General features: G+C 71.2%; 17 protein-coding genes and 1 pseudogene. 7 read left to right on the top strand and 11 right to left on the bottom strand.

Annotated features, from left to right (window positions below; translation table 11 throughout):
- Positions 1–10: 10 nt before the first annotated feature.
- From AB0H21_RS30130 to AB0H21_RS30120, 3 genes and pseudogenes are all read right to left on the bottom strand, one after another.
- Positions 11–754: pseudogene (locus tag AB0H21_RS30130) on the bottom strand (sulfite exporter TauE/SafE family protein); the annotation flags it as partial.
- 61 nt (positions 755–815) lie between these two features.
- Entirely contained in the window at positions 816–2,138 is a 1,323-nt protein-coding gene (locus AB0H21_RS30125; RefSeq protein WP_358523229.1) for an MBL fold metallo-hydrolase, read from the bottom strand.
- Positions 2,139–2,230: 92 nt separating this feature from the next.
- Positions 2,231–2,500: a metal-sensitive transcriptional regulator gene (locus AB0H21_RS30120; protein WP_358523226.1), complete on the bottom strand. Its 270-nt coding sequence runs from the start codon at positions 2,498–2,500 to the stop codon at positions 2,231–2,233.
- A gap of 102 nt (positions 2,501–2,602) precedes the next feature.
- Here AB0H21_RS30120 and AB0H21_RS30115 point away from each other — a divergent pair, with 102 nt between their 5' ends.
- Positions 2,603–3,538, top strand: a complete 936-nt coding sequence (locus AB0H21_RS30115) for an SDR family NAD(P)-dependent oxidoreductase (RefSeq protein WP_358523224.1) — start codon at positions 2,603–2,605, stop codon at positions 3,536–3,538.
- Between the two features lie 210 nt (positions 3,539–3,748).
- Here AB0H21_RS30115 and AB0H21_RS30110 read toward each other — a convergent pair whose 3' ends face one another.
- The 3 genes from AB0H21_RS30110 to AB0H21_RS30100 are packed head-to-tail and all read right to left on the bottom strand — an operon-like array spanning position 3,749 to position 5,296.
- Positions 3,749–4,414 (bottom strand): dihydrofolate reductase family protein, encoded by a 666-nt coding sequence (locus AB0H21_RS30110; protein ID WP_358523221.1) that lies wholly within the window; start codon positions 4,412–4,414, stop codon positions 3,749–3,751.
- Positions 4,414–4,950 carry an SRPBCC family protein gene (locus tag AB0H21_RS30105; protein ID WP_358523219.1) on the bottom strand — a complete coding sequence of 179 codons (537 nt, stop codon included), beginning with the start codon at positions 4,948–4,950 and terminating at the stop codon, positions 4,414–4,416. The genes AB0H21_RS30110 and AB0H21_RS30105 overlap by 1 nt, the downstream gene beginning before the upstream one ends.
- Positions 4,934–5,296, bottom strand: coding sequence for a metalloregulator ArsR/SmtB family transcription factor (locus tag AB0H21_RS30100; RefSeq protein ID WP_358523216.1), 363 nt, complete (start codon positions 5,294–5,296; stop codon positions 4,934–4,936). Before AB0H21_RS30100 ends, AB0H21_RS30105 begins: the two co-directional genes overlap by 17 nt.
- Before the next feature lie 70 nt (positions 5,297–5,366).
- Here AB0H21_RS30100 and AB0H21_RS30095 point away from each other — a divergent pair, with 70 nt between their 5' ends.
- Positions 5,367–5,513 (top strand): hypothetical protein, encoded by a 147-nt coding sequence (locus tag AB0H21_RS30095; RefSeq protein WP_358523213.1) that lies wholly within the window; start codon positions 5,367–5,369, stop codon positions 5,511–5,513.
- Here AB0H21_RS30095 and AB0H21_RS30090 read toward each other — a convergent pair.
- Entirely contained in the window at positions 5,472–6,230 is a 759-nt protein-coding gene (locus AB0H21_RS30090; protein ID WP_358523210.1) for a DUF4386 domain-containing protein, read from the bottom strand. The genes AB0H21_RS30095 and AB0H21_RS30090 overlap by 42 nt on opposite strands.
- A gap of 262 nt (positions 6,231–6,492) precedes the next feature.
- Positions 6,493–7,227, bottom strand: coding sequence for an NAD(P)H-binding protein (locus tag AB0H21_RS30085; RefSeq protein ID WP_358523207.1), 735 nt, complete (start codon positions 7,225–7,227; stop codon positions 6,493–6,495).
- Positions 7,228–7,354: 127 nt separating this feature from the next.
- On the opposite strand from AB0H21_RS30085, the gene AB0H21_RS30080 reads away from it, so the two are divergent.
- The 3 genes from AB0H21_RS30080 (at position 7,355) to AB0H21_RS30070 (ending at position 10,115) form a co-directional block, all read left to right on the top strand.
- A complete protein-coding gene (locus tag AB0H21_RS30080; RefSeq protein WP_358523684.1) occupies positions 7,355–8,029 on the top strand; it encodes a TetR/AcrR family transcriptional regulator in 675 nt (224 codons plus the stop codon).
- A 293-nt stretch (positions 8,030–8,322) separates the two neighbouring features.
- The gene (locus AB0H21_RS30075) at positions 8,323–9,474 is read left to right on the top strand and encodes a sensor histidine kinase (protein ID WP_358523204.1); all 1,152 of its coding nucleotides are present in this window, start codon (positions 8,323–8,325) and stop codon (positions 9,472–9,474) included.
- The gene (locus AB0H21_RS30070) at positions 9,471–10,115 is read left to right on the top strand and encodes a response regulator transcription factor (RefSeq protein ID WP_358523201.1); all 645 of its coding nucleotides are present in this window, start codon (positions 9,471–9,473) and stop codon (positions 10,113–10,115) included. The genes AB0H21_RS30075 and AB0H21_RS30070 overlap by 4 nt, the downstream gene beginning before the upstream one ends.
- Positions 10,116–10,209: 94 nt before the next feature.
- On the opposite strand, the gene AB0H21_RS30065 is transcribed toward AB0H21_RS30070, so the two are convergent.
- The 3 genes from AB0H21_RS30065 to AB0H21_RS30055 form a co-directional block, all read right to left on the bottom strand.
- Positions 10,210–11,382 carry an Ig-like domain-containing protein gene (locus tag AB0H21_RS30065; RefSeq protein WP_358523198.1) on the bottom strand — a complete coding sequence of 391 codons (1,173 nt, stop codon included), beginning with the start codon at positions 11,380–11,382 and terminating at the stop codon, positions 10,210–10,212.
- A 502-nt stretch (positions 11,383–11,884) separates the two neighbouring features.
- Positions 11,885–14,101 carry an ATP-dependent RecD-like DNA helicase gene (locus tag AB0H21_RS30060; protein WP_358523195.1) on the bottom strand — a complete coding sequence of 739 codons (2,217 nt, stop codon included), beginning with the start codon at positions 14,099–14,101 and terminating at the stop codon, positions 11,885–11,887.
- Between the two features lie 87 nt (positions 14,102–14,188).
- Positions 14,189–14,767: a CGNR zinc finger domain-containing protein gene (locus AB0H21_RS30055; RefSeq protein ID WP_358523193.1), complete on the bottom strand. Its 579-nt coding sequence runs from the start codon at positions 14,765–14,767 to the stop codon at positions 14,189–14,191.
- Between the two features lie 124 nt (positions 14,768–14,891).
- Here AB0H21_RS30055 and AB0H21_RS30050 point away from each other — a divergent pair, with 124 nt between their 5' ends.
- Complete coding sequence (locus tag AB0H21_RS30050; RefSeq protein WP_358523190.1) at positions 14,892–16,244, top strand: serine hydrolase domain-containing protein; 1,353 nt, start codon at positions 14,892–14,894, stop codon at positions 16,242–16,244.
- 426 nt (positions 16,245–16,670) lie between these two features.
- Complete coding sequence (locus AB0H21_RS30045) at positions 16,671–18,473, top strand: endonuclease/exonuclease/phosphatase family protein (protein WP_358523188.1); 1,803 nt, start codon at positions 16,671–16,673, stop codon at positions 18,471–18,473.
- Positions 18,474–18,715 lie beyond the last annotated feature (242 nt).

Genomic DNA, 18,715 nt, shown 5'->3' with positions numbered 1-18,715 from the left:
GCAGCGCGGGCGGCGCCTGCTGGACGAGTACGAACGCGCCCATCGCGAGCACGAACCAGCCGAACGCCTTGCGCAGCCGGTCGGCGTTGAGCCGGCCGGCGAAGGCGCCGCCGACCAGTCCGCCGGCCACCGCCGCCGCGGTCACCGGCAGTGCCAGCGACCAGTCGACGGGCGTGCTCGCCAGGTATCCGGCCAGGCCGGCCAGGGACTTCATGGCGATGACGAGCAGCGAGGTGCCCACCGCCACCCCCATGGGCAGGCCGCCGAGCAGGACGAGCGCGGGCACCACGAGAAACCCGCCGCCCGCGCCGACGAGCCCGGTCACCAGGCCCACGCCGACCCCGTCGGCGATGACCTGCGGGACGGGAAGCTCGCGGCGCGGGCGCCTGGCGGCCGGCGTGCGGCGGTCGCGGATCATGGCGACGGCGGTGGCGAGCATCATGGTCGCGAAGGCCGCCATGAGCAGCGCCTCGGGCATGTGCGGGCCGATCAGCCCGCCGACGTACGCGCCCGCCATGCCGGCCGCGCCGAAGATCAGCCCGGTGCGCCAGCGGATGCGTGCGGCCCTGGCGTGACCGAGGGAGGCGACGGCGCTGGTGACCGCCACGACGAACAGCGACATGGCGATGGCCTGCTTGGCCGGCACGCCGGCGAGGTAGACCAGCACCGGCACGGTGAGGATGGACCCTCCGCCGCCGAACAGGCCCAGCGTCACCCCGATCAGGACGGCGGCGGCGAGGGTCAGGACGAACATCGATACTCCGGGGGGTATGCACAGGTCATGAAAGGCCCCTGGTCGGGTGGTGTACGGAGGGTCAGGCGGCGGCGTGCTCGCGCAGTGCGGCGGCGAGCTCGGTGGCGCCTGCCCCGGTGAGCACGATCGGCCGGTAACCCTCGCGGGCCAGCAGCCCGGCGGCGATGGCGGCCCGGCGGCCGGAGGCGCACACGACCAGCAAAGGCCGCTCCGGATCGAGTTCCTCGGGGATGCCCTGCGCGAACAAATCGGGCAGGAAGCGTTCGACGGCGCCCGCCAGGCGGATCTGCTCCCGCTCGCTCGGCATGCGCACGTCCAGCAGCTGGGCGCCGGGCCGCCGGGCGAGCCGCTTGACGAAATCGGCCGGCTCCAGCAGCTCGTACGTCTGCGTGGCGGTCTCGCCCAGGTCGCGGACGACACCGCGGACGGTGTCGATGCCGATCCGGGCGAGCTGAGTGACGGCCTCGCCGACGTCCTGGCCGGGCTCGGCGACCAGCGTGATCGGCTCGGCGTGGGGCAGCAGCCACCCCGCCCAGCTGCCGAAGTCGTCGCCCAGCTCGATGCCGTACGAGCCGGGCAGCATGCCCCGGGCCTGGACGTGGCGCGGCCGGATGTCCACGACATGACCGGTGGGCCGGTCGAGCTCGGGCACGCGCACGGGCGGCATCGGCGGCACGCCGAGCGTGTTGGCCGGGCCCATGTACCGGTAGAAGGCGGGGATGGGCATCGGGGCGGCCAGCAGCGCATCGGCGAACTTCTCCGCGTCGTCGACGGCCAGAAGCGGGTTGCCGGCGCGTTCGGTGCCGATGGTGGAGGTGAGCCTGCCTGCGCCGGTGGCGGTGCAGAACGAGCCCTCGCCGTGCGTGGGGTACAGGGCGATGCCGGGTGGCAGCCCGGCCAGGCGGCGCAGCGAGAGGTGCTGGAGGCGGGCCAGGGAGCGGGCGCGTTCGGGGCCGAGCAGGTCGGGCCGGCCGGCCGAGGCGACCAGCAGGCTGCCGCCGGAGAACAGCGCGACCGGCTCGCCGTCGATGAGCACGAGGTAGCTGGTGTGCTCGGGGGTGTGGCCCGGCGTGTGGATCGGGCGGAGGGCCAGACCGGCGCCGCCGTCGATGTCCTCCAGGTGGAAGGCGGGCGTGTGCTTGTAGGCGGGGGCCGCGGCCGCGGGCAGCACCAGCTCGGCGCCGGTGCGCAGCGCGGCCTGCTCCCCGCCGGAGACGTAGTCGTTGTGCAGGTGGGTCTCCAGCACGAACCGCAGGTCGACGTCTCGTTCCGCGGCGGCGTCCAGGAAGCGGCCGATGTCGCGCTGGGGATCGACGAGGACGCCCTTGCCCTCGTGGGTGAACAGGTAGGTCTGGTCGCCCAGGCCGGGCGTCCGGAATGACATGACGTCCATCGTCCGCGGAACTCCCCTCGATACCCCCGGGGGTATCCATAGATCAAAAATGTGCGGCCGCGGGTGAATCGCGGCCGCTGGTGTCAGGCGAGTGCCAGGAAGAGCTTCTCCAGCTCGGCGACGCTCATAGGCGGCTGGTCGCCGTCGTTCTGGGCGGCCTGGCAGTGCCGCATCCCGGAGGCGACGATCTTGAAGCCGGCGCGGTCGAGGGCCTTGGAGACGGCCGCGAGCTGGGTGAGGACCTTCCTGCAGTCCTCGCCCGCCTCGATCATCGCGATCACACCGGCGAGCTGGCCGTGCGCCCGCTTCAGCCGCGTCAGCGCGTCGCCCACCATGTTCTCGTGCAGCTCCATAGCATGAACCATACCCTAGGGGGTATATGTGCGCGCAAATCCCATGTCCCATCGAATCGTGACCAAGGCCCTCTTTCGGGCGCGTGCCGGCGGAGGACCCTGGTGACTCGCGGCTTCACGTTGTCGGCGGGCCGGCCGTCCCGTGGCGGCAGCACCGTCGACATCGGCACCGTCGACATCAGGGGGTCGCGTCGGCAGCAGAGGAAGAACATGAACCAGCCAAAAACGGTCGTCATCACGGGCGGCAGCGACGGCATCGGCGCCGCGGCGGCCCGCCGGCTCCACCGGGAAGGCCACCGCGTCGTCATCGTCGGCCGCTCCCCGCGGAAGACTCAGGCCATCGCCCGCGAGATCGGCGCGGACCGCTACCTGGCCGACTTCACGCGCCTCGACGAGGTCCGCAAGCTCGCCGCCGAGTTGAACACCGCGTACCCGCGCATCGACGTGCTCGCCAACAACGCCGGCGGCATCTTCGGTGACCGCGCCAAGACCGTCGACGGTTTCGAGAAGACCTTCCAGATCAACCACCTGGCGCCGTTCCTGCTCACCCAACTGCTGATGGACCGGCTCATCGCGAGCAACGCGACGGTGATCCAGACCGCGAGTGCCGGCGCGCGTATGGCCGGCGAGGTCGTCCTTGACGACCTCGATCACGACAGGGACTTCACCGCGGTCCGGGCCTACTGCACCGCCAAGCTCGAGAACATCCTGTTCACCAAGGAACTACACCGCCGCTATCACTCCGAGGGCATCTCCACGGCCGCCTTCCACCCGGGCACCGTCGCGACGAGCTTCGCCACCGAGTCCGACAGCTTCCTGAAGTACATCACCGGCACCCGCCTCGGCCGAGCCTTCCTCATCACCCCCGACAAGGGCGCCGATCAACTCGTCTGGCTCGCCCAGGGCCGGCCCGGCGTCGACTGGATCTCCGGCACCTACTACGAGAAGCGCAAGCCGGCGAAGCGCAACAACCCCCAAGCCCTCGACGCCGACCTGGCCCGCCGGCTCTGGGACCGCTCCGAGGAACTGCTCGGCTGAACCTCCTCCCGGCACCGAGGCCAAAATATCCGAGCCGCCTGAGTACCGCTGAGCATGCCTGAGCACGCCGCGGCGGCGGTGCGGGGGCGCGTTCACCCCGAACGTGCCGGCCGCGATCGGCTTCCAGGGCGGGCCGGGCACGGGCGAGAGCCATAGGACCCGGGATCGACGCAGGTCAGAGGCAACTTCGGCCGCGGCGTGGTGCGCCGGCTACCGCTTCCCGGCGGTGTAGGTCAGGTGGGTCACCCGGGATGATGCGTCCGTGCGGGTCTGGTCGAGGGCGAGGCGGGCCGGGTCCACGCGGTCGAACAGGCGGATGCCGGTGCCGAACAGCACGGGCGCGAGGGTGATCGAGAACTCGTCGATCAGGCCGCTGTCCAGGTACTCCTGGATCGTCTCGGCGCCGCCGGCGATGCGGACGTCGCGGTCGCCGGCGGCCTCGCGGGCCTGGTCGAGGGCGCTGGAGATGCCGTCGTTGACGAAGTGGAAGGTGGTGCCGCCCGGCCGCTCCCACGGGTCACGCTTGGTGTGGGTGACGACGAACACCGGGGTGTGGAACGGCGCCTCCTCCGGCCATGCCAGCTCTCCGGCGTCGAACATGCGCTTGCCCATGACGCTCACGCCGGTGCGCTCGTACGTCGCCCGAGCGATGTCGTTGTCGAGTCCTTCCTCGCCGCCCTCGCCGAGCTTGAGGTTCTCCCTGATCCACCGCTGCGGGAACGCCCACGCCTGCAGCTCCGACCACTTCGTCATCCAGCGCTGGACCCTCGGATCGTTCCGGCCTTCGGGCGAGAAGACGAGCTCGACGGGCACGGCCTCCGGCGCCATGAAGCCGTCGAGCGACATCGTCACGCTGAAGAACACCTTCCCGGCCATCAGCCCTCCGCTCCCTTCGGTGTGGTCTCGTTCCGGGCGGTCTCGTTCCAGGTGAGTTCGGCGACGTAGGCCGCCAGGTTGCGCAGGGTCTGCTCGCCGCCCTCGATCGCGTGGTATTTCTCCACCGCCTCCTCACGGAGTTCCTTGGTGGGGAACACCGTGCGCATCACGATCCGGGTCTGCTCGCCGGCCGGCTCGAAGGTCAGGACCGACTCGAAGGCGTTGGGGTCGTCGCGGGACTCGCCGTGCTCCAGCGCGATCCGCTCCGGCGGGACGATCTCGGTCCAGGTGATCCACTCCTGGTAGTCGGTCCCGTCCGGCCCGTGCATCACGAAGTCCCAGGCCCCGCCGACGCGGAACTCGAAGGACCGCGTCGTGGTGGAGAACCCTTCCGGTCCCCACCACCGCGACAGGTGCCGGACCTGCGTGAACGCCTCGAACACCAGCTCCCGTGGGGCGCCGATTACCCGGGAGACCACGATCTCGCGGTCCGCGGTCGTGTGGTCAGGCTCGACGCCGCTACTGGTCGTCGTCATCCGGTGGTTCCTCCTGCCTTGCCTGTTTCAGATCTCGCACGTACTCGTCCAGCCGGTCGAAGGTCTCGTTCCAGAACCGCTCGAAGCCGCCCAGCCACTCGTGCACCGGCTGCAGCCCGCGGGCGTCCAGGCCGTACAGCCGCTGTTTGCCCGCCCCGCGGACCCGCACCAGCCCGACCTCGCGGAGCACCCGCAGGTGCTTGGACGCCTGCGGCTGGCTCATCCCCAGGTCCCGCGCCAGTTCGGTCACGGGCCGCTCGCCGCCCCGCAGCAGCACCAGGATCTCCCGCCGCTGCGGCTCGGCGATCGCGTTGAACGCGTCCGAGGTCGTCGCCGCTCGTGCCATGGCGCCAATCATATGCCTATATCGGAATGCGTCAACCCGAGGACTGTGTGACCAACAACTGGCTCGGACTGTGCGGCACGTTCAGCTCTCGCCCTACCTGACCGCACACATCAGCCGGTTCGGCCTCTACGCCACCGACGTGCTGCGACTACGCCCCGACGACTTCGACCCCGACCTACCCGCGATCGACTTCACCACCTTGACCGAGGCGGCCTAGGGGGCCGGAGTGGGCGATGACAGGAACCCGCGTGCCGGGTTCGGGAACCCGCACGGCCTTGACCAACAGCCACGCGATGAACGAAAGTTCCGCGACCGCCGCAGGGGTCATGGCGAAGGGTGAGATGTTTGCGCCGAAGTCGGGGGCGAGCAGGCGCGCGAACACGTCCACGAGGTGGCCGAAGCATCCAATCATCAGCAGGACGCCCAACACCTTGGGGAAGTAGCCCGACTTGACGACCAGGTAGCCAAGCGGCAGCAGCCACAGGCCGAAGTACGTCTGGGCGATGAGGTACCCGTCGTGTTGCATGGCGGCGAACAGCAGAGTGAGCTGGCCGGAACCTTTAGGGCCAAAGGCGGCGGTGTAGCCCTGGCCGGTGGCGATCGTCAGCGCCGCATGCTGGTTGAGCAGGTTCAGGCTTTGCATCGCGACGCTGACCGCGACGAAGGCGACCATCGCCGCGGCAACCATCTGGTTGACGTGCTTGAGCAGCAGGTACAGGGCCATACCCGTCACCAGAAAGGCCACGGCCCCCACCAACTCGCTGACCAAGCCGATGCGAAACAGGGTGGCCGAGGTGTCGATGTTGCCGGTCGTGGCCGCTGCGTCCCCTGACTCGACGATGCGCGTGTTCACCAGCCCGGCAAAGCTGGTGAGCACGGCGACGATCAGATACAGGAAACCCGCGATCCTCGCGAGTGTCTTCGGCGCGGTCACAGTTTGGTCCTCCCTTGGGTTACAGGGCCGGCGAGCCGAATCTGGCCGTGGCGGGAACGCGCGTCGGATTCGGGACCCCGCACAGCCTTGACGAGCATCCACGTCGTGAACATCGCTTCCGCGATCCCCGCAGCCGCGGAGATCGCAGCGAGTCCAACGCCCGGTGCAGACCAGCCCGGGGCCGAAGATTCGTGGGCGGACCTCGACCCGGCGTCCCGGCGAGTCCCCTCCGTCGCGCGCGGGGCGGACGCGAGCCGGAGGCTCACGCCGGACCGCCGGCGTGAGCAAGGGCCGATGGGGTCAGCCGGCCGACGATGGCCGGGGCCTCACGGATGAGGGCGTCGTTCTCCACCGCCTCGACCATGAAGCGGGCGAAGTCCACGCGACGGGTCAGGTTGCTCGCGAGGACAGGGTCGCCCACGTGTCGGCTCCACACCGGCAGGCCCTGACCGTCGCCCTCCTCCAGGTCGCTGCCACGCACGACCGTCCAGCTGGTGTCACTGGCAAAGATCCTCCGGCACGCCTCCACCTGGTCGTCCACGTCCACGACACGGGCGAGCTTCGCCAGCCGCCCGAACACGGCCGCGTACGCCTTGAACTTCCGGCTGTACACGTCCTTCCCATCGCGGGTGATGTGCCAGCCACAGGAGAACACCAAGCGGGCGCCCTGACGTGCGTGGTCGAGCACAGCCTGGGCCGTACCGGAGGCATAGTGGTTCACCCCCCACGGCACCAGCACCGTGAGCACGGCATCGCATCCGTTCACCGCCCGTGCGATGACCGCACGGGCGTCGGTCGCTCCGGGGATCACCGTGATCCGTCCCTCGAACTCGGCGAGCTTGGAAAGGCTCTGCTCTCGGCAGACACCCACGACCTCGTACCCGCGGTCTAATGCGTGCTGCACCATGTAGCGCCCGAGCTTCCCGGACGCGCCGACAATGCACATCCGCTTGCCCGTGCCCGGCATCTTGGCTCCGTCTAAACCGATCGGTTCCACGACTTCTCCTCAGCGCACCCGACACCTCCACCCTTACATCGTTAGGTGGAGGCTAACGGCGTAAGGTTCCACCTAACGGTGTAAGGTTGTCAAGCCGAAGCACCCTAGGCGGGAGGACCTCGTGGCCATGGAGTCAACCGGCACGCCCGCACCCCGCCGCAACTCGCTCAGCAGGGAGACGGTGCTCCGCACGGCGGTCGCGCTGGCGGACGAGGCCGGCACCGGTGTGCCGAGTATGCGCAGACTCGGCGAGCGGCTCGGCGTCGAGGCTGCGTCGCTGTACCACCACTTCCGCAACAAGGACGTGATCCTCGACGGCATGGTCGACCTCGTCTTCGGCGAGATCGAGCTCCCGCCGGACGACGTCGACTGGCGGGTCGCGATGCGACGGCGGGCCGTCTCAATGCGCGGCGCACTGATCCGCCACCCGTGGGCAATCAGCCTGATGGACTCACGGACAAGCCCTGGCCACGCGACTCTGCGCCACCACAACGCGGTAATCGGCTGCTTGCGGTCGGGCGGCTTCTCGATCGCTGGTGCGGCACACGCACTCTCAGCGCTGGACAGCTACATCTACGGGTTCACGTTCCAGGAGCTCAGCCTGCCCTTCAAATCATCCGCCGCCTTCGAGGACGTGGCGGGCTCGATCCTGAAGCAGATGCCCCGCGATGAGTTCCCGCACCTCACCGAGATGATCGTCGACCGCGCCCTGAAAGGTGGGTATGCGTACACCGAGGAGTTCGACATCGGACTCGACCTGATCCTCGACGGACTGCAGCAGCAGCGCGAAAGCTGGCTGTAACCCGTCAGCGAACGAGCCGGGGCATACAGGTGGCGGAACTCGTGCAGGTCCCAGGCCGTGACCGCTGCCCCAGGGACCGCGGCCACGGGGACGGCGGCCGTAGCCAGGATCGGGGCCAGGGCCACCGCGGCGATGCCGTACGGCAGAGCGCGCCGGGTCCAGCGCATCGGTGTCCTTGAGATCGGGTTCGAAGCCCCACAGCCTGCCGGTGCTCCCCGGCCCGCGTCGTCACCCCGCGGGCATAGGCCGGATGGACGATGCGCCGCCCGACCGCGGCTTCCTAGGGTTGGGCGATGCGTAATCCTGTGCCACCAGGGCAGCGCGCCCGGGTGTGGGCGGCCCTGGACCTCTGCGCGGCCGCCGGGTACGGCCTGCTGGCGTGGGGCATGCTCTCCCACCGGCACGGTCCCGGCATCCTGGCGGCCGCCGGGACGTCGCTGGCCTGTCTGCCACTGGCATGGCGCCGCCGCCGCCCGCTGACCGCGTTCGCGGCCGTGCTGTCCGCGTTCTGGCTGACGCCGCTGGAACCGCTGATGGCGACGCTCGCGCTGCCGCCGATGGTGGCGGTGCTGTACACGCTCGCCGGGGCGCTGCGTCCCCGCCCGGCCCTGGTCATGCTCGGGCTCGCCCTGACCGGCCCCGTCGCCACCGCGCTGCCCGATCTCTCCCGCACCGGCGCGGTCGCCCCGTACTCGTTGATCTTCATCGTGGCGTGGGCGGCGGGGTTCTCCCTGGGCAGGCAGCGCGAGTACGGCCGGGCGCTGCTGGCGCACCAGGAACGGCTGGCCGAGGCCGAGGCGCAGCGGGCCAGGGCGCGCGTGGCCGAGGAACGGCTGCGCATCGCCCGGGAACTGCACGACGTGGTCGCGCACAGCATGAGCATCGTCACCCTGCAGGCCGGGTTCGGCGGCCTGGTCGTCGGCGAACGCCCCGCCGAGGCGCGGGCCGCGCTGGACACCATCGAGACCACCGGCCGCCAGGCACTGACGGAGATGCGGCGCCTGCTCGGCGTCCTGCGCGAGGACGGGGACCAGGACGCCGCACCCGCGCCGCTGCCCGGGCTGGCGGGCCTGGACGCGCTGATCGGCCGCACCGCGCGGGCGGGGCTGGAGGTCGAGCTGGCGGTGAGCGGCGCCGCGCGCGACCTTCCCGCGGGTGTCGACCTGACCGCCTACCGGATCGTCCAGGAGTCGCTCACCAACGTGATCAAGCACGCCGGCGTGTCCCGCGCCCGGGTGGCCCTGGCCTACCAGCCCGGCGAGCTCGTCGTCCAGGTCACCGACGAGGGCCGCGCCCGCCCCGGCCAGGCTCTCACCGCCGGCCACGGCCTGGTGGGCATGCGCGAACGCGCCGCCGCGTGCGGCGGGGAACTGCGGGCCGGGCCGTTGCCGCGGGGCGGGTTCGAGGTGGCGGCGCGGCTGCCCTGTGCGGAGGACGGCTGGTGAGCGTGCGCGTGGTGGTGGCCGACGACCAGGCGCTGGTCCGGGCCGGAGTGTGCGGGATCGTCGGGACCGCGCCGGATCTGACGGTGGTCGGCCAGGCCGCCACCGGAGCCGAGGCGGTGCGGGTGGCCGAGCGGACCGGCCCGGACGTGGTGCTCATGGACATCCGCATGCCGGGCATGGACGGCCTGGAGGCCACCCGGCGCATCACGGCCTCCGGGTGGGCCCGGGTGGTCATGCTCACCACGTTCGACCTGGACGAGTACGTGTACGCGGCGCTGCGCGGCGGCGCCAGCGGTTTCCTGCTCAAGGACGTCCCGCCGCGCGACCTGCTGGAGGCGGTCCGGGTCGTCGCCGCCGGGGAGGCGCTGCTGGCCCCCCGCGTCACCCGCCGGCTGATCGCCGAGTTCGCCGCCCGTCCCCTGCCCGCGCGGGGAGACCTGCCCGGGGTGACCGGGCGCGAGCGGGAGGTGCTGACGCTCATCGCCCAGGGTCTGTCCAACGCCGAGATCGCCCATCGGCTGCACATCGGCCCGGGAACGGTCAAGACGCACGTACGCCACCTTCTGACCAGGCTCGACGCGCGCGACCGCGTCCACCTGGTGATCATCGCCTACCGTGCCGGACTGGTGTCCCCGGACTGACCCGCCGAAAGACCGCCGGGATCGGGCCGCCGTCCACGTCGTCCCCGTCAACGCCTTCCGACTACCGGCCGCTGGACGGCGGCGCAGACGGCCGTCAGGCGTCGAGGGCGCTGCCCTTCTTCCACTGCTTGAACGGCAGCTGCCAAAAGCCCCAGCCGTTGTTCCACTCAAGCGACCGGGTCGTGCCGACGATCTTGACGACGTCGCCGCGGTGGAAGTTCTCATAGAACCACTTGGCCTGGTCGGGGCGGGCGTTGATGCAGCCGTGGCTGACGTTGGCCCGGCCCTGCGAGCCGACCGACCAGGGCGCGCTGTGGACGTACTCGCCGCTGTTGGAGATGCGCACGGCGTGGTCGACGACCTCCTTGTAGTAGCCGGGGTCGCCCTCCTTCTTCCCGGGGGAGATCATGGTGACCGGGCTGCCACGTTCCATGGTCAGGTGAATGCCGTTGGTGGTGGTGTACTCGCGGGTGGTGGCCTTGCCGGCGCTGATCGCCATCCGCTGGACGATCTTGCCGTCCTTGCGGACGACCATGCTGTGGGTCCTGGTGTCGACGGTGCTGATCCACGCCGCGCCCACCTGCATGGTGGTGGCGTAGTTCTTCACGCCGTACATGTCCTTGCCGGCGCGCACGCCCTCCAGGGCCGCGGTGAAGCGGACCTTCTGGTGGGCGGGCCAGTACTTGGCGGGCCGGTAGATGACGTACCTGTCGTCGATCCAGCGCCACGCGCCCACGACGGGCTTCTGCGTGGTGACCTTCAGCGCCTCCTCGACGGCCTTCCTGTCGCCGACGGGCTGGTTGAACCGCACCATGATCGGCATGCCGATGCCGACTGTCTCGCCCTTGACGTTGGGCGTGACGTCGATGATGCGCAGCTCCTGGGCGGGCTTGAGCGTGGTGAAGGAGCTGGTCACCGTGGCCGGGCCGCCGTCGCCGCTGGCCTTGGCCGAGACGGTGTAGCCGCTGGCGGGCGTCAGCGGGCCCTTGGACACCCACTTGGTGTGGTCGGCGTCGAACTCGCCCTCCAGCACCTTGCCGCCCTCGCCCTGGACGGTGACCTCCTCCAGCTCCCCGTTGCTGGCGGTGACCACGACGCTCTTGTCGGGGCGGACCTTGCTGGCGCCCTTCGCCGGGCTGACCTTGATGATGGGCGCGGGCGTGGCCGGCGCGGTCGTCCCCGTGCCCGTACCGCCGCCGGGGCCCGGTGACCCGGGCGCGCCGGAGCATGACGCGGTCAGCAGCCCGGCCGTCCCCACGGCCAACACGGCGATCGGAGTCCTCAGACGCTGACGAAAGTCCCGCACAGACCTCTCCCCCACGGCGGCAAAGTCCAATTAAAAAAACCCTAATGGGGACGCGCGCCCGAACGCACATCTTTTGGGCGAGTTAGATCACATTTAGGTCACTTGCTAGGGGTAATGCGGGCCGCAAAGCCACTACGGGCCGTCAAGAAGATCTTCGCGATAGGTCAGGAAAGGGCCGCGCGGCGCGGCCGTGAACGATCATTCGCCGGGGGCGGCACCGGCGTGGAGCACGGGCTGAGATCACCCGAACGCCCGCGCCGGGCCCCGCCTGCCCGGTCACGGGGAGCATTCACCGATACCGTCCGTGAACCCGCGCCGCTTCACGTGCATCCGAACGGGAATTCGCCGTGCCGGGCCGCGCGGCGAGCCCGAAAGCCTCCGCCCGCGCGGCCCGTAAAGCGTTTCGCCGCCGCGCCGGACGCGGGATCATCGCGCCTTTCACGCCGGCGGCGACGAGGGCGGGTCAGTCCTGGCGCAGGCGGTGGGTGAGGCCGGTGTGGCGGCGGCCGGCGCCGCGGGTGCGCACGGCCTGGCCCAGGGCGCGGCGGGAGCCGACCAGCACGACCAGCTTCTTGGCCCGCGTCACCGCCGTGTAGAGCAGGTTGCGCTGCAGCATCATCCACGCGCTGGTGGCCAGCGGGATCACCACGGCGGGGTACTCGCTGCCCTGGGAGCGGTGGATGGAGACGGCGTAGGCGTGGGCGAGCTCGTCCAGCTCGTCGAAGGCGTACTCCACGCTCTCGTCCTCGTCGGTGAGGACGGTGAGCTTGCTCTCCTCCGGGCGCAGGTCGGTGACCACCCCGACGGTGCCGTTGAACACCCCGGCCACGCCCTTGTCGTAGTTGTTGCGCAGCTGGGTGACCTTGTCGCCGATCCGGAACACCCGGCCGCCCACGCGCCGCTCGGGCATGCCGTCCCGGGAGGGGGTGAGCGCCTCCTGCAGGGCGGTGTTGAGGTTGGCCGCCCCGGCCGCGCCGCGGTGCATCGGGGCCAGCACCTGAACGTCGCGGCGCGCGTTGAGGCCGAACCTGCGCGGGATGCGCCGGGCCACCACGTCGACGGTGAGCGCGGCGATCTCCTCGGGTTCCTCGCAGGGGAACAGGAAGAAGTCGCCCATGCCCTCCAGGACGGGGCTCAGGCCGGTGTTGATGCGGTGGGCGTTGACCACGACGCCGGACTGCTGGGCCTGGCGGAAGATCTGGGTGAGCCGTACCCGGGGGACGGTGTCGGCGGCGAGCAGGTCGCGCAGGACCTCCCCGGCGCCGACCGAGGGCAACTGGTCGACGTCGCCGACGAACAGCAGGTGAGCGCCGGAGGGCACGGCCTTGACCAGCTTGTTGGCCAGCAGCAGGTCGAGCATGGAGGCCTCGTCGACGACCAGCAGGTCGGCGTCCAGGGGGTTCTCACGGTCGAAGGTGGCCTCCCCGCCGGGGCGCAGCTGCAGCAGCCGGTGAACGGTGGTGGCCTCGTGGCCGGTCAGCTCGGCCAGGCGCTTGGCGGCCCTGCCGGTGGGGGCGGCGAGGATCACCTTGGCCTTCTTGGCGCGGGCCAGGGCGACGATGGAGCGCACGGTGAAGCTCTTGCCGCAGCCCGGGCCGCCGGTGAGCACGGCCATTTTGGACGTCAGGGCCAGCCGCACCGCGTCGGCCTGCTCGGGGGCCAGCTCGGAGCCGGTGTGCCTGCGCAGCCAGGTGAAGGCGGCCTCCCAGTCGACGGCGGCGAAGGTCTTGAGGCGGTCGTGCCCGGAGTCCAGCAGGCGGCGCAGCCCGCCGGCCAGCGCCCGCTCGGCGCGGTGGAAGGGCGGCAGGTAGACCGCCGGGACCGGGCCCTCGGCGGCGGGGACCTCCTCGCGGACGGCGCCCTCGGCGGCGACCAGTTCCTCAAGGCAGCTCGCCACCAGGTCGGGGCCGACCTCCAGGATCTTGACGGCGTCGGCGACGAGGTTGGGGGCGGGCAGGAAGCAGTGGCCGGCGTCGGCGGCCTGCGACAGGGTGTAGCGCAGGCCGGCCTTGACCCGCTCGGGGCTGTCGTGGGGGATGCCGACGGCCTGGGCGATGGTGTCGGCGGTCTTGAAGCCGATGCCCCACACGTCGTCGGCCAGGCGGTAGGGCTCGGTCCTGACGACGGTGATGGAGGTGTCGCCGTACTGCTTGAAGATGCGCACCGCGATGGAGGTGGACACCCCGACACCCTGCAGGAAGATCATCACCTCTTTGATGATCTTCTGTTCTTCCCATGCCGCGGCGATCATCTTGGTGCGCTTGGGGCCGAGCCCCGGGACCTCCACCAGGCGCTCGGGCGAGGTCTCGATGACGTCCAGCGTCGCGGTGCCGAAATGGCCGACGATGCGCTCGGCCATCTTCGGGCCGATCCCCTTGACCAGTCCCGATCCCAGGTAACGCTGGATGCCCTGCACGGTGGCCGGCAGGACGGTGGAGTAGGACCACACCTCGAACTGCCGGCCGTACTTGGGATGGGAGCTCCAGCGGCCGCGCAGGCACAGGCTCTCCCCCACCTGCGCGCCCAGCAGCGGGCCGACGGCGGTGACCAGGTCGGCGCCGCCCCGCTCGGGGGCGACCCGCGCGATGGTGTACCCGGTCTCCTCGTTGGCGTAGGTGATGCGCTCGAGGACGGCGCGCAGCTCCAGGCCGGGAGGGGAGCCGTCGGCTGGGGTGGTCATGGCGGGTATTCTCCCGCAGCCCACGGGGCGCGGGGGTTGCGGCGGGCCCGGCGCGACGGCGGCGCGCATCCGGCGCTCACCAGGTGGTCATCCGGCGCCGCGGGCGCGGTGGTTTCTCACCTTGTCGCGGTTGCCGCAGCGTTCCATCGAGCACCAGCGGCGCGCGCCCGGCCGCGAAGTGTCCACGAAGACCAGGTGGCAGTCGTGGGCGGCGCACTCGCGCACGCGGTCGCGCAGCGGGCCGGTGAACAGCTCGATCGCGTCTCGGGCGATCTGGGAGATCACCTGGTCGCCGGTGACCGGCGCCGCCCAGCTCCGCCGCCCGTCCTCGGCCCGGGGCACCGGAGTGGGGCCGGTCGCGGCGGCGTTCAGCACGTCCGGGCCGGTCAGAGGACGGCCGGCGACCCGGTCGCGCGCCAGCCGCCACAGCTCGTCGCGCAGTCGTACGGCGCGGGCGAGCTCGGCGGGGGTGACGCGGACCTCGGCCGGATCCAGGCGCAGCCGGGAGGCGGCGGCGAAGACGGCCAGGTCGTCAGGGACGAGCAGCGCGTGATGGCGGGCCGGCGCGCCGGGGCCGCCGGTGGTGAGGAACTCCAGGCACAACGCGCCCGGGTCGAACCGGTAGGTGGTGCCCTCCGGAGAGCGCATCGTCAGACCATCCGCCACGTAACCACCCTAGGCGGTTACACCGGTGGCGCCGCCCCGCGCCGAGGTCGAGCGCGAGGGAAGATCCCCGCTAGTGTGGCAGGGTTGCCGGCGAGCGGCGTACGGATGACGGGGAGGCGGCCGGATGGCGGCGGTTCTGGAGGCCACGGCGCGCGCGCTGCTGCGGCGCGTGGCGATCGAGCAGTCCGAGGCGCGCGCGCCGTCGCTCGCCGTCATGATCGTGCGCGACGGCGAGCCGGTCTGGTTCGCCGCCCGCGGCACGGTCGAGGGCGCCGCCCCCACGCCCGACACCCAGTATCGCATCGGGTCGATCACCAAGACCCTGGTCGCCGTCATGGTGATGCGCCTGCGCGACGAGGGCGCCGTGGAGCTCAACGACCCGATCGGCAAGCACGTGCCCTCCACCCCCGTGGGCGAGGTCACCGTGGCCCAGCTGCTCGCCCACACCGGCGGCCTCACCGCCGAACCCCCCGGTCACTGGTGGGAACGCACCCCCGGCGTACCGGCCGAGGCCCTGACCGGCGCCCTCACCGAGGAGACCGCGCGTCACCGCCCCGGCCGCAGGTTCCACTACTCCAACGTCGGCTTCGCCCTGCTCGGCGACCTCGTGGCCCGCCACCGCGGCACCGGCTGGGACCAGGCGGTGTCCTGCGAGATCCTCCAGCCGCTCGGCATGCGCGACACCACCACCCGCCCGCGCGAGCCGCACGCCCGCGGCTACGCCGTCCACCCCTTCGCCGACATGCTGCTGCCCGAGCCCGAGCACGACGCGGTGGCCATGGCCCCGGCCGGGCAGCTGTGGTCCACCCCGGCCGACCTGGCGCGCTGGGCGGCGTTCCTGTCCGGCGGCGACGAGCGCGTCCTGCGCCCGGCCACGCTGGCCGAGATGCGCGAGCCCGCCATCGTCGAGGACGGCGACGCCTGGAACGGCGGCTACGGCCTGGGGGTGCAGTTGCTGCGCCACCGGGGGCGGCGCCTGGCCGGGCACGGCGGCTCGATGCCCGGCTTCCTGGCCGTGGTGTGGGCCGACCCGGCCGACCGCACCGGCGTGCTGTGCATGGCCAACACCACCTCTGGGCTGCGCGGGTCGGTCGCCACCGACCTGCTGGACATCCTGGACACCCACGAGCCGGCCATCCCCGCCGAGTGGACGCCCGCGCCCGCCGAGCCCGACCTGCTGGAGCTCACCGGCCCCTGGTACTGGGGTCCGGCCGCCTACCTGCTGCGCCTGCTGCCCGGCCGCGACGTCTCGCTCACCCCGCTCGGCCACGTCGGCCGGGCCTCCCGTTTCGCCGCCCAGGCCGACGGCACCTGGCTCGGGCTGGACGGCTACTACGCCGGGGAGATCATGCGCCTGGTGCGCCGCCCCGACGGCTCGGTCAGCCACCTGGACCTCAACACCTTCATCTTCACCCGCCTGCCCTACGACCCCGCCGCCCCGGTCCCCGGTGGCGTCCAGGAACCCGGCTGGCGCTGACCACCTCCGGAGCCCCGCGTCCCGACCGGCCCGGCCGCACCCACCCAGGCGGACAGGTGCGGCCAGCGGGTGATCACAGCGTCTCTGATTGGCTTGCGATCCTGTGTGTTACACAGAATCAAGGCACAACGAGCTGCCCGGTATTCACCGATCGTCTTCGTGCCCTGGTGCCGGCAACCGGAGCCGCCGGCCCGCTGAGCACGTCCCTCCGGACGCTGACCGGTCAGGCGTGCACAGCCTGACCGGGGAGGGTGCCCGACGTCGCCTGGGCGCCGGGCGTGCTGGTAACAACAAGCCACGACATAACTACGATTCGCTGATCGAATCGGAAAGCCTCCATCAAACCCGGCACTTGAACATGGCGTGCACGCCGTGTAGGGATGACCAAGGGACTCCCCCCATCCCCCTCAGTTCCTTGGAGCGCGCATGCGCAGACTTCTCGCTCTGGTGCTGGCCGTGTTGGCCGTCACCCTGACCGTCCGGCCCGCCCAGGCCGCCGTCGACGGGACGCTGACGGTATCGTCGGCGTCCATCATGGTCGGCGCCGATGTACAGTTCAGCTACTCCACGCCCCGGCCCAACGCCACAAACTGGGTCGGGCTGTACAGCGACCCCGGCAACGGGCCCGTCAACGAGGCCTATGTCGGGCCGTCCACCAAGTGGGTGTACGCCGCCTCCGCGAACGGCACCGGCACGCTGCCGACCGCGGGCCTGGCCGCCGGGAACTACAAGCTGTTCTACCTGTACAACGACGGCTACACCTGGCTGGCTCAGCCCGTCGCGCTGCAGCTGACCGCGCCTTCGGGCACGCTGACGCTCGCCTCGACGACGGTCACCGCGGGCGACCCGATCCAGCTCAACTACACGACGACCAAGCCGAACGCCACAAACTGGGTCGGGCTCTACCGCAACCCCGGCGACGGCCCCGTCAACCAGTCCTTCGTCGGGCAGTCGCTCCAGTGGACCTACACGCCTGGGGCCGGCGGCTCCGCCTCGCTGCCGACCTCGGGGCTGAGTACGGGCGACTACATCGTCTACTACCTGTTCAACGACGGGTACACGTGGCTCACCCTACCCGTCACGCTGCGGTTGACGAGCAACGCCAAGCCGCGCTTCCCGACGTCGGCGTTCACGCTGCGCAACGCCAAGGTCGGCGCGGCCTACTCGGCGAAGATCGGCGGGCTCGTCCAGGGCGACACCACCGGGCTGAGCTTCACCAAGACCTCCGGGCCCGCCTGGGCGTCGGTCTCCTCCTCGGGCGCCGTCACCGGAACGCCGACGGCGGCCGGTAACGCCACCCTCGGGATCCGCGCCACCACCGCCTCCGGGACGGCCGACGCGACCGTGACGATCCGCGTCCAGTCCGGCGCGCTGGTACCGCAGCTCAAGGCGCTGAGCTGGAACCTGTGGCACGGCGGCACCCGGGTGACCAACAGCCTGGAGAAGCAGCTGAAGTTCCTGCTCGAACGCGACATCGACGTCGTCGGCATCCAGGAGAACCAGGGCACCGTCGTCCAGACCCTCGCGGACTCCCTCGGCTGGTCCTACTTCCAGAACTCCGACGTCGCCGTCATCAGCCGCTACCCGATCACCGGCACCACGCCCACCGTCGCGGGCAGCGCCCTCGCCGCCAAGATCGACCTGGGCTCCCGCTCCCTCCGCCTGTGGAGCGCCCACCTCGGCTACACGCCCTACGGCCCCTACGACGCCTGCTTCGGGCGCATGACCGTCCAGCAGCTCCTGAACCGCGAGTCCACCTCGGGCCGCACCGGACAGATCAACGACATCGTCACCGCGATGTCCGCCGACCTGTCCGCCTCTGCGACCACCCCGGTCCTCCTCACAGGCGACTTCAACGCCCCGTCCCACCTCGACTGGACGTCGGCGAACTCCCGCTGCGGCTACGGCGCCGTCCCTTGGCCCACCTCCACGGCCCCGGTCAACGCCGGCCTCACCGACTCCTACCGCCAGGCCCACCCCAACCCCGCCACCCACCCGGGCACCACCTGGTCCCCGGTTACCAAGACCTTCACCGGCGGCTACGGCTACGACTCCCACACCGGCGAGCCGGAACCGCAGGACCGCATCGACTTCGTCTACTACAGAGGTCCTCTCTCGGTCCTGTCCTCCGAAGCCGTCTGGGAAGGCACCCCCTCCGAGTCCAACCCGTCGGCCAACCTTTGGACCTCCGACCACGCCGCCGTCCTCACCGTCTTCCAGGTGAACTGACCCCCCTGACCGGCCTCCGCCCAGAAGACCGAAGATCTTGAGTTCTGGCCCCGCCCTGTGAAGGGTGGGGCCAGACTCATGTCCCGCGGTGATGGGCAGTGGGCCAGGGAGACGATCGGGCCGGATGTGTGGCAGACCACCTCTTGTGGCGGCCCGAGTCTGCGGCGCCGGTGGCGGGCGACGTCCTCGACGTCCTGCGCACGCTCGTCCGGCCGACAGGGCGGGGACCAAGCGCCAGGGCG

The sequence above is a fragment of the Sphaerisporangium sp. NPDC051011 genome (assembly GCF_040653595.1).
In the GTDB taxonomy this organism is placed as follows: domain Bacteria; phylum Actinomycetota; class Actinomycetes; order Streptosporangiales; family Streptosporangiaceae; genus Sphaerisporangium.
The sequence above is the reverse complement of the archived record's forward strand: the minus strand, read 5'-3'. Positions and strand labels throughout refer to the sequence as shown.

Coding starts and splice junctions, on each gene's coding strand:
- AB0H21_RS30125 (WP_358523229.1), bottom strand. CDS start 2,138: ATGTCATTCCGGACGCCCGGCCTGGGCGACCAGACCTACCTGTTCACC.
- AB0H21_RS30120 (WP_358523226.1), bottom strand. CDS start 2,500: ATGGAGCTGCACGAGAACATGGTGGGCGACGCGCTGACGCGGCTGAAG.
- AB0H21_RS30110 (WP_358523221.1), bottom strand. CDS start 4,414: ATGGCCGGGAAGGTGTTCTTCAGCGTGACGATGTCGCTCGACGGCTTC.
- AB0H21_RS30105 (WP_358523219.1), bottom strand. CDS start 4,950: ATGACGACGACCAGTAGCGGCGTCGAGCCTGACCACACGACCGCGGAC.
- AB0H21_RS30100 (WP_358523216.1), bottom strand. CDS start 5,296: ATGGCACGAGCGGCGACGACCTCGGACGCGTTCAACGCGATCGCCGAG.
- AB0H21_RS30080 (WP_358523684.1), top strand. CDS start 7,355: ATGGAGTCAACCGGCACGCCCGCACCCCGCCGCAACTCGCTCAGCAGG.
- AB0H21_RS30075 (WP_358523204.1), top strand. CDS start 8,323: ATGCGTAATCCTGTGCCACCAGGGCAGCGCGCCCGGGTGTGGGCGGCC.
- AB0H21_RS30060 (WP_358523195.1), bottom strand. CDS start 14,101: ATGACCACCCCAGCCGACGGCTCCCCTCCCGGCCTGGAGCTGCGCGCC.
- AB0H21_RS30050 (WP_358523190.1), top strand. CDS start 14,892: ATGGCGGCGGTTCTGGAGGCCACGGCGCGCGCGCTGCTGCGGCGCGTG.
- AB0H21_RS30045 (WP_358523188.1), top strand. CDS start 16,671: ATGCGCAGACTTCTCGCTCTGGTGCTGGCCGTGTTGGCCGTCACCCTG.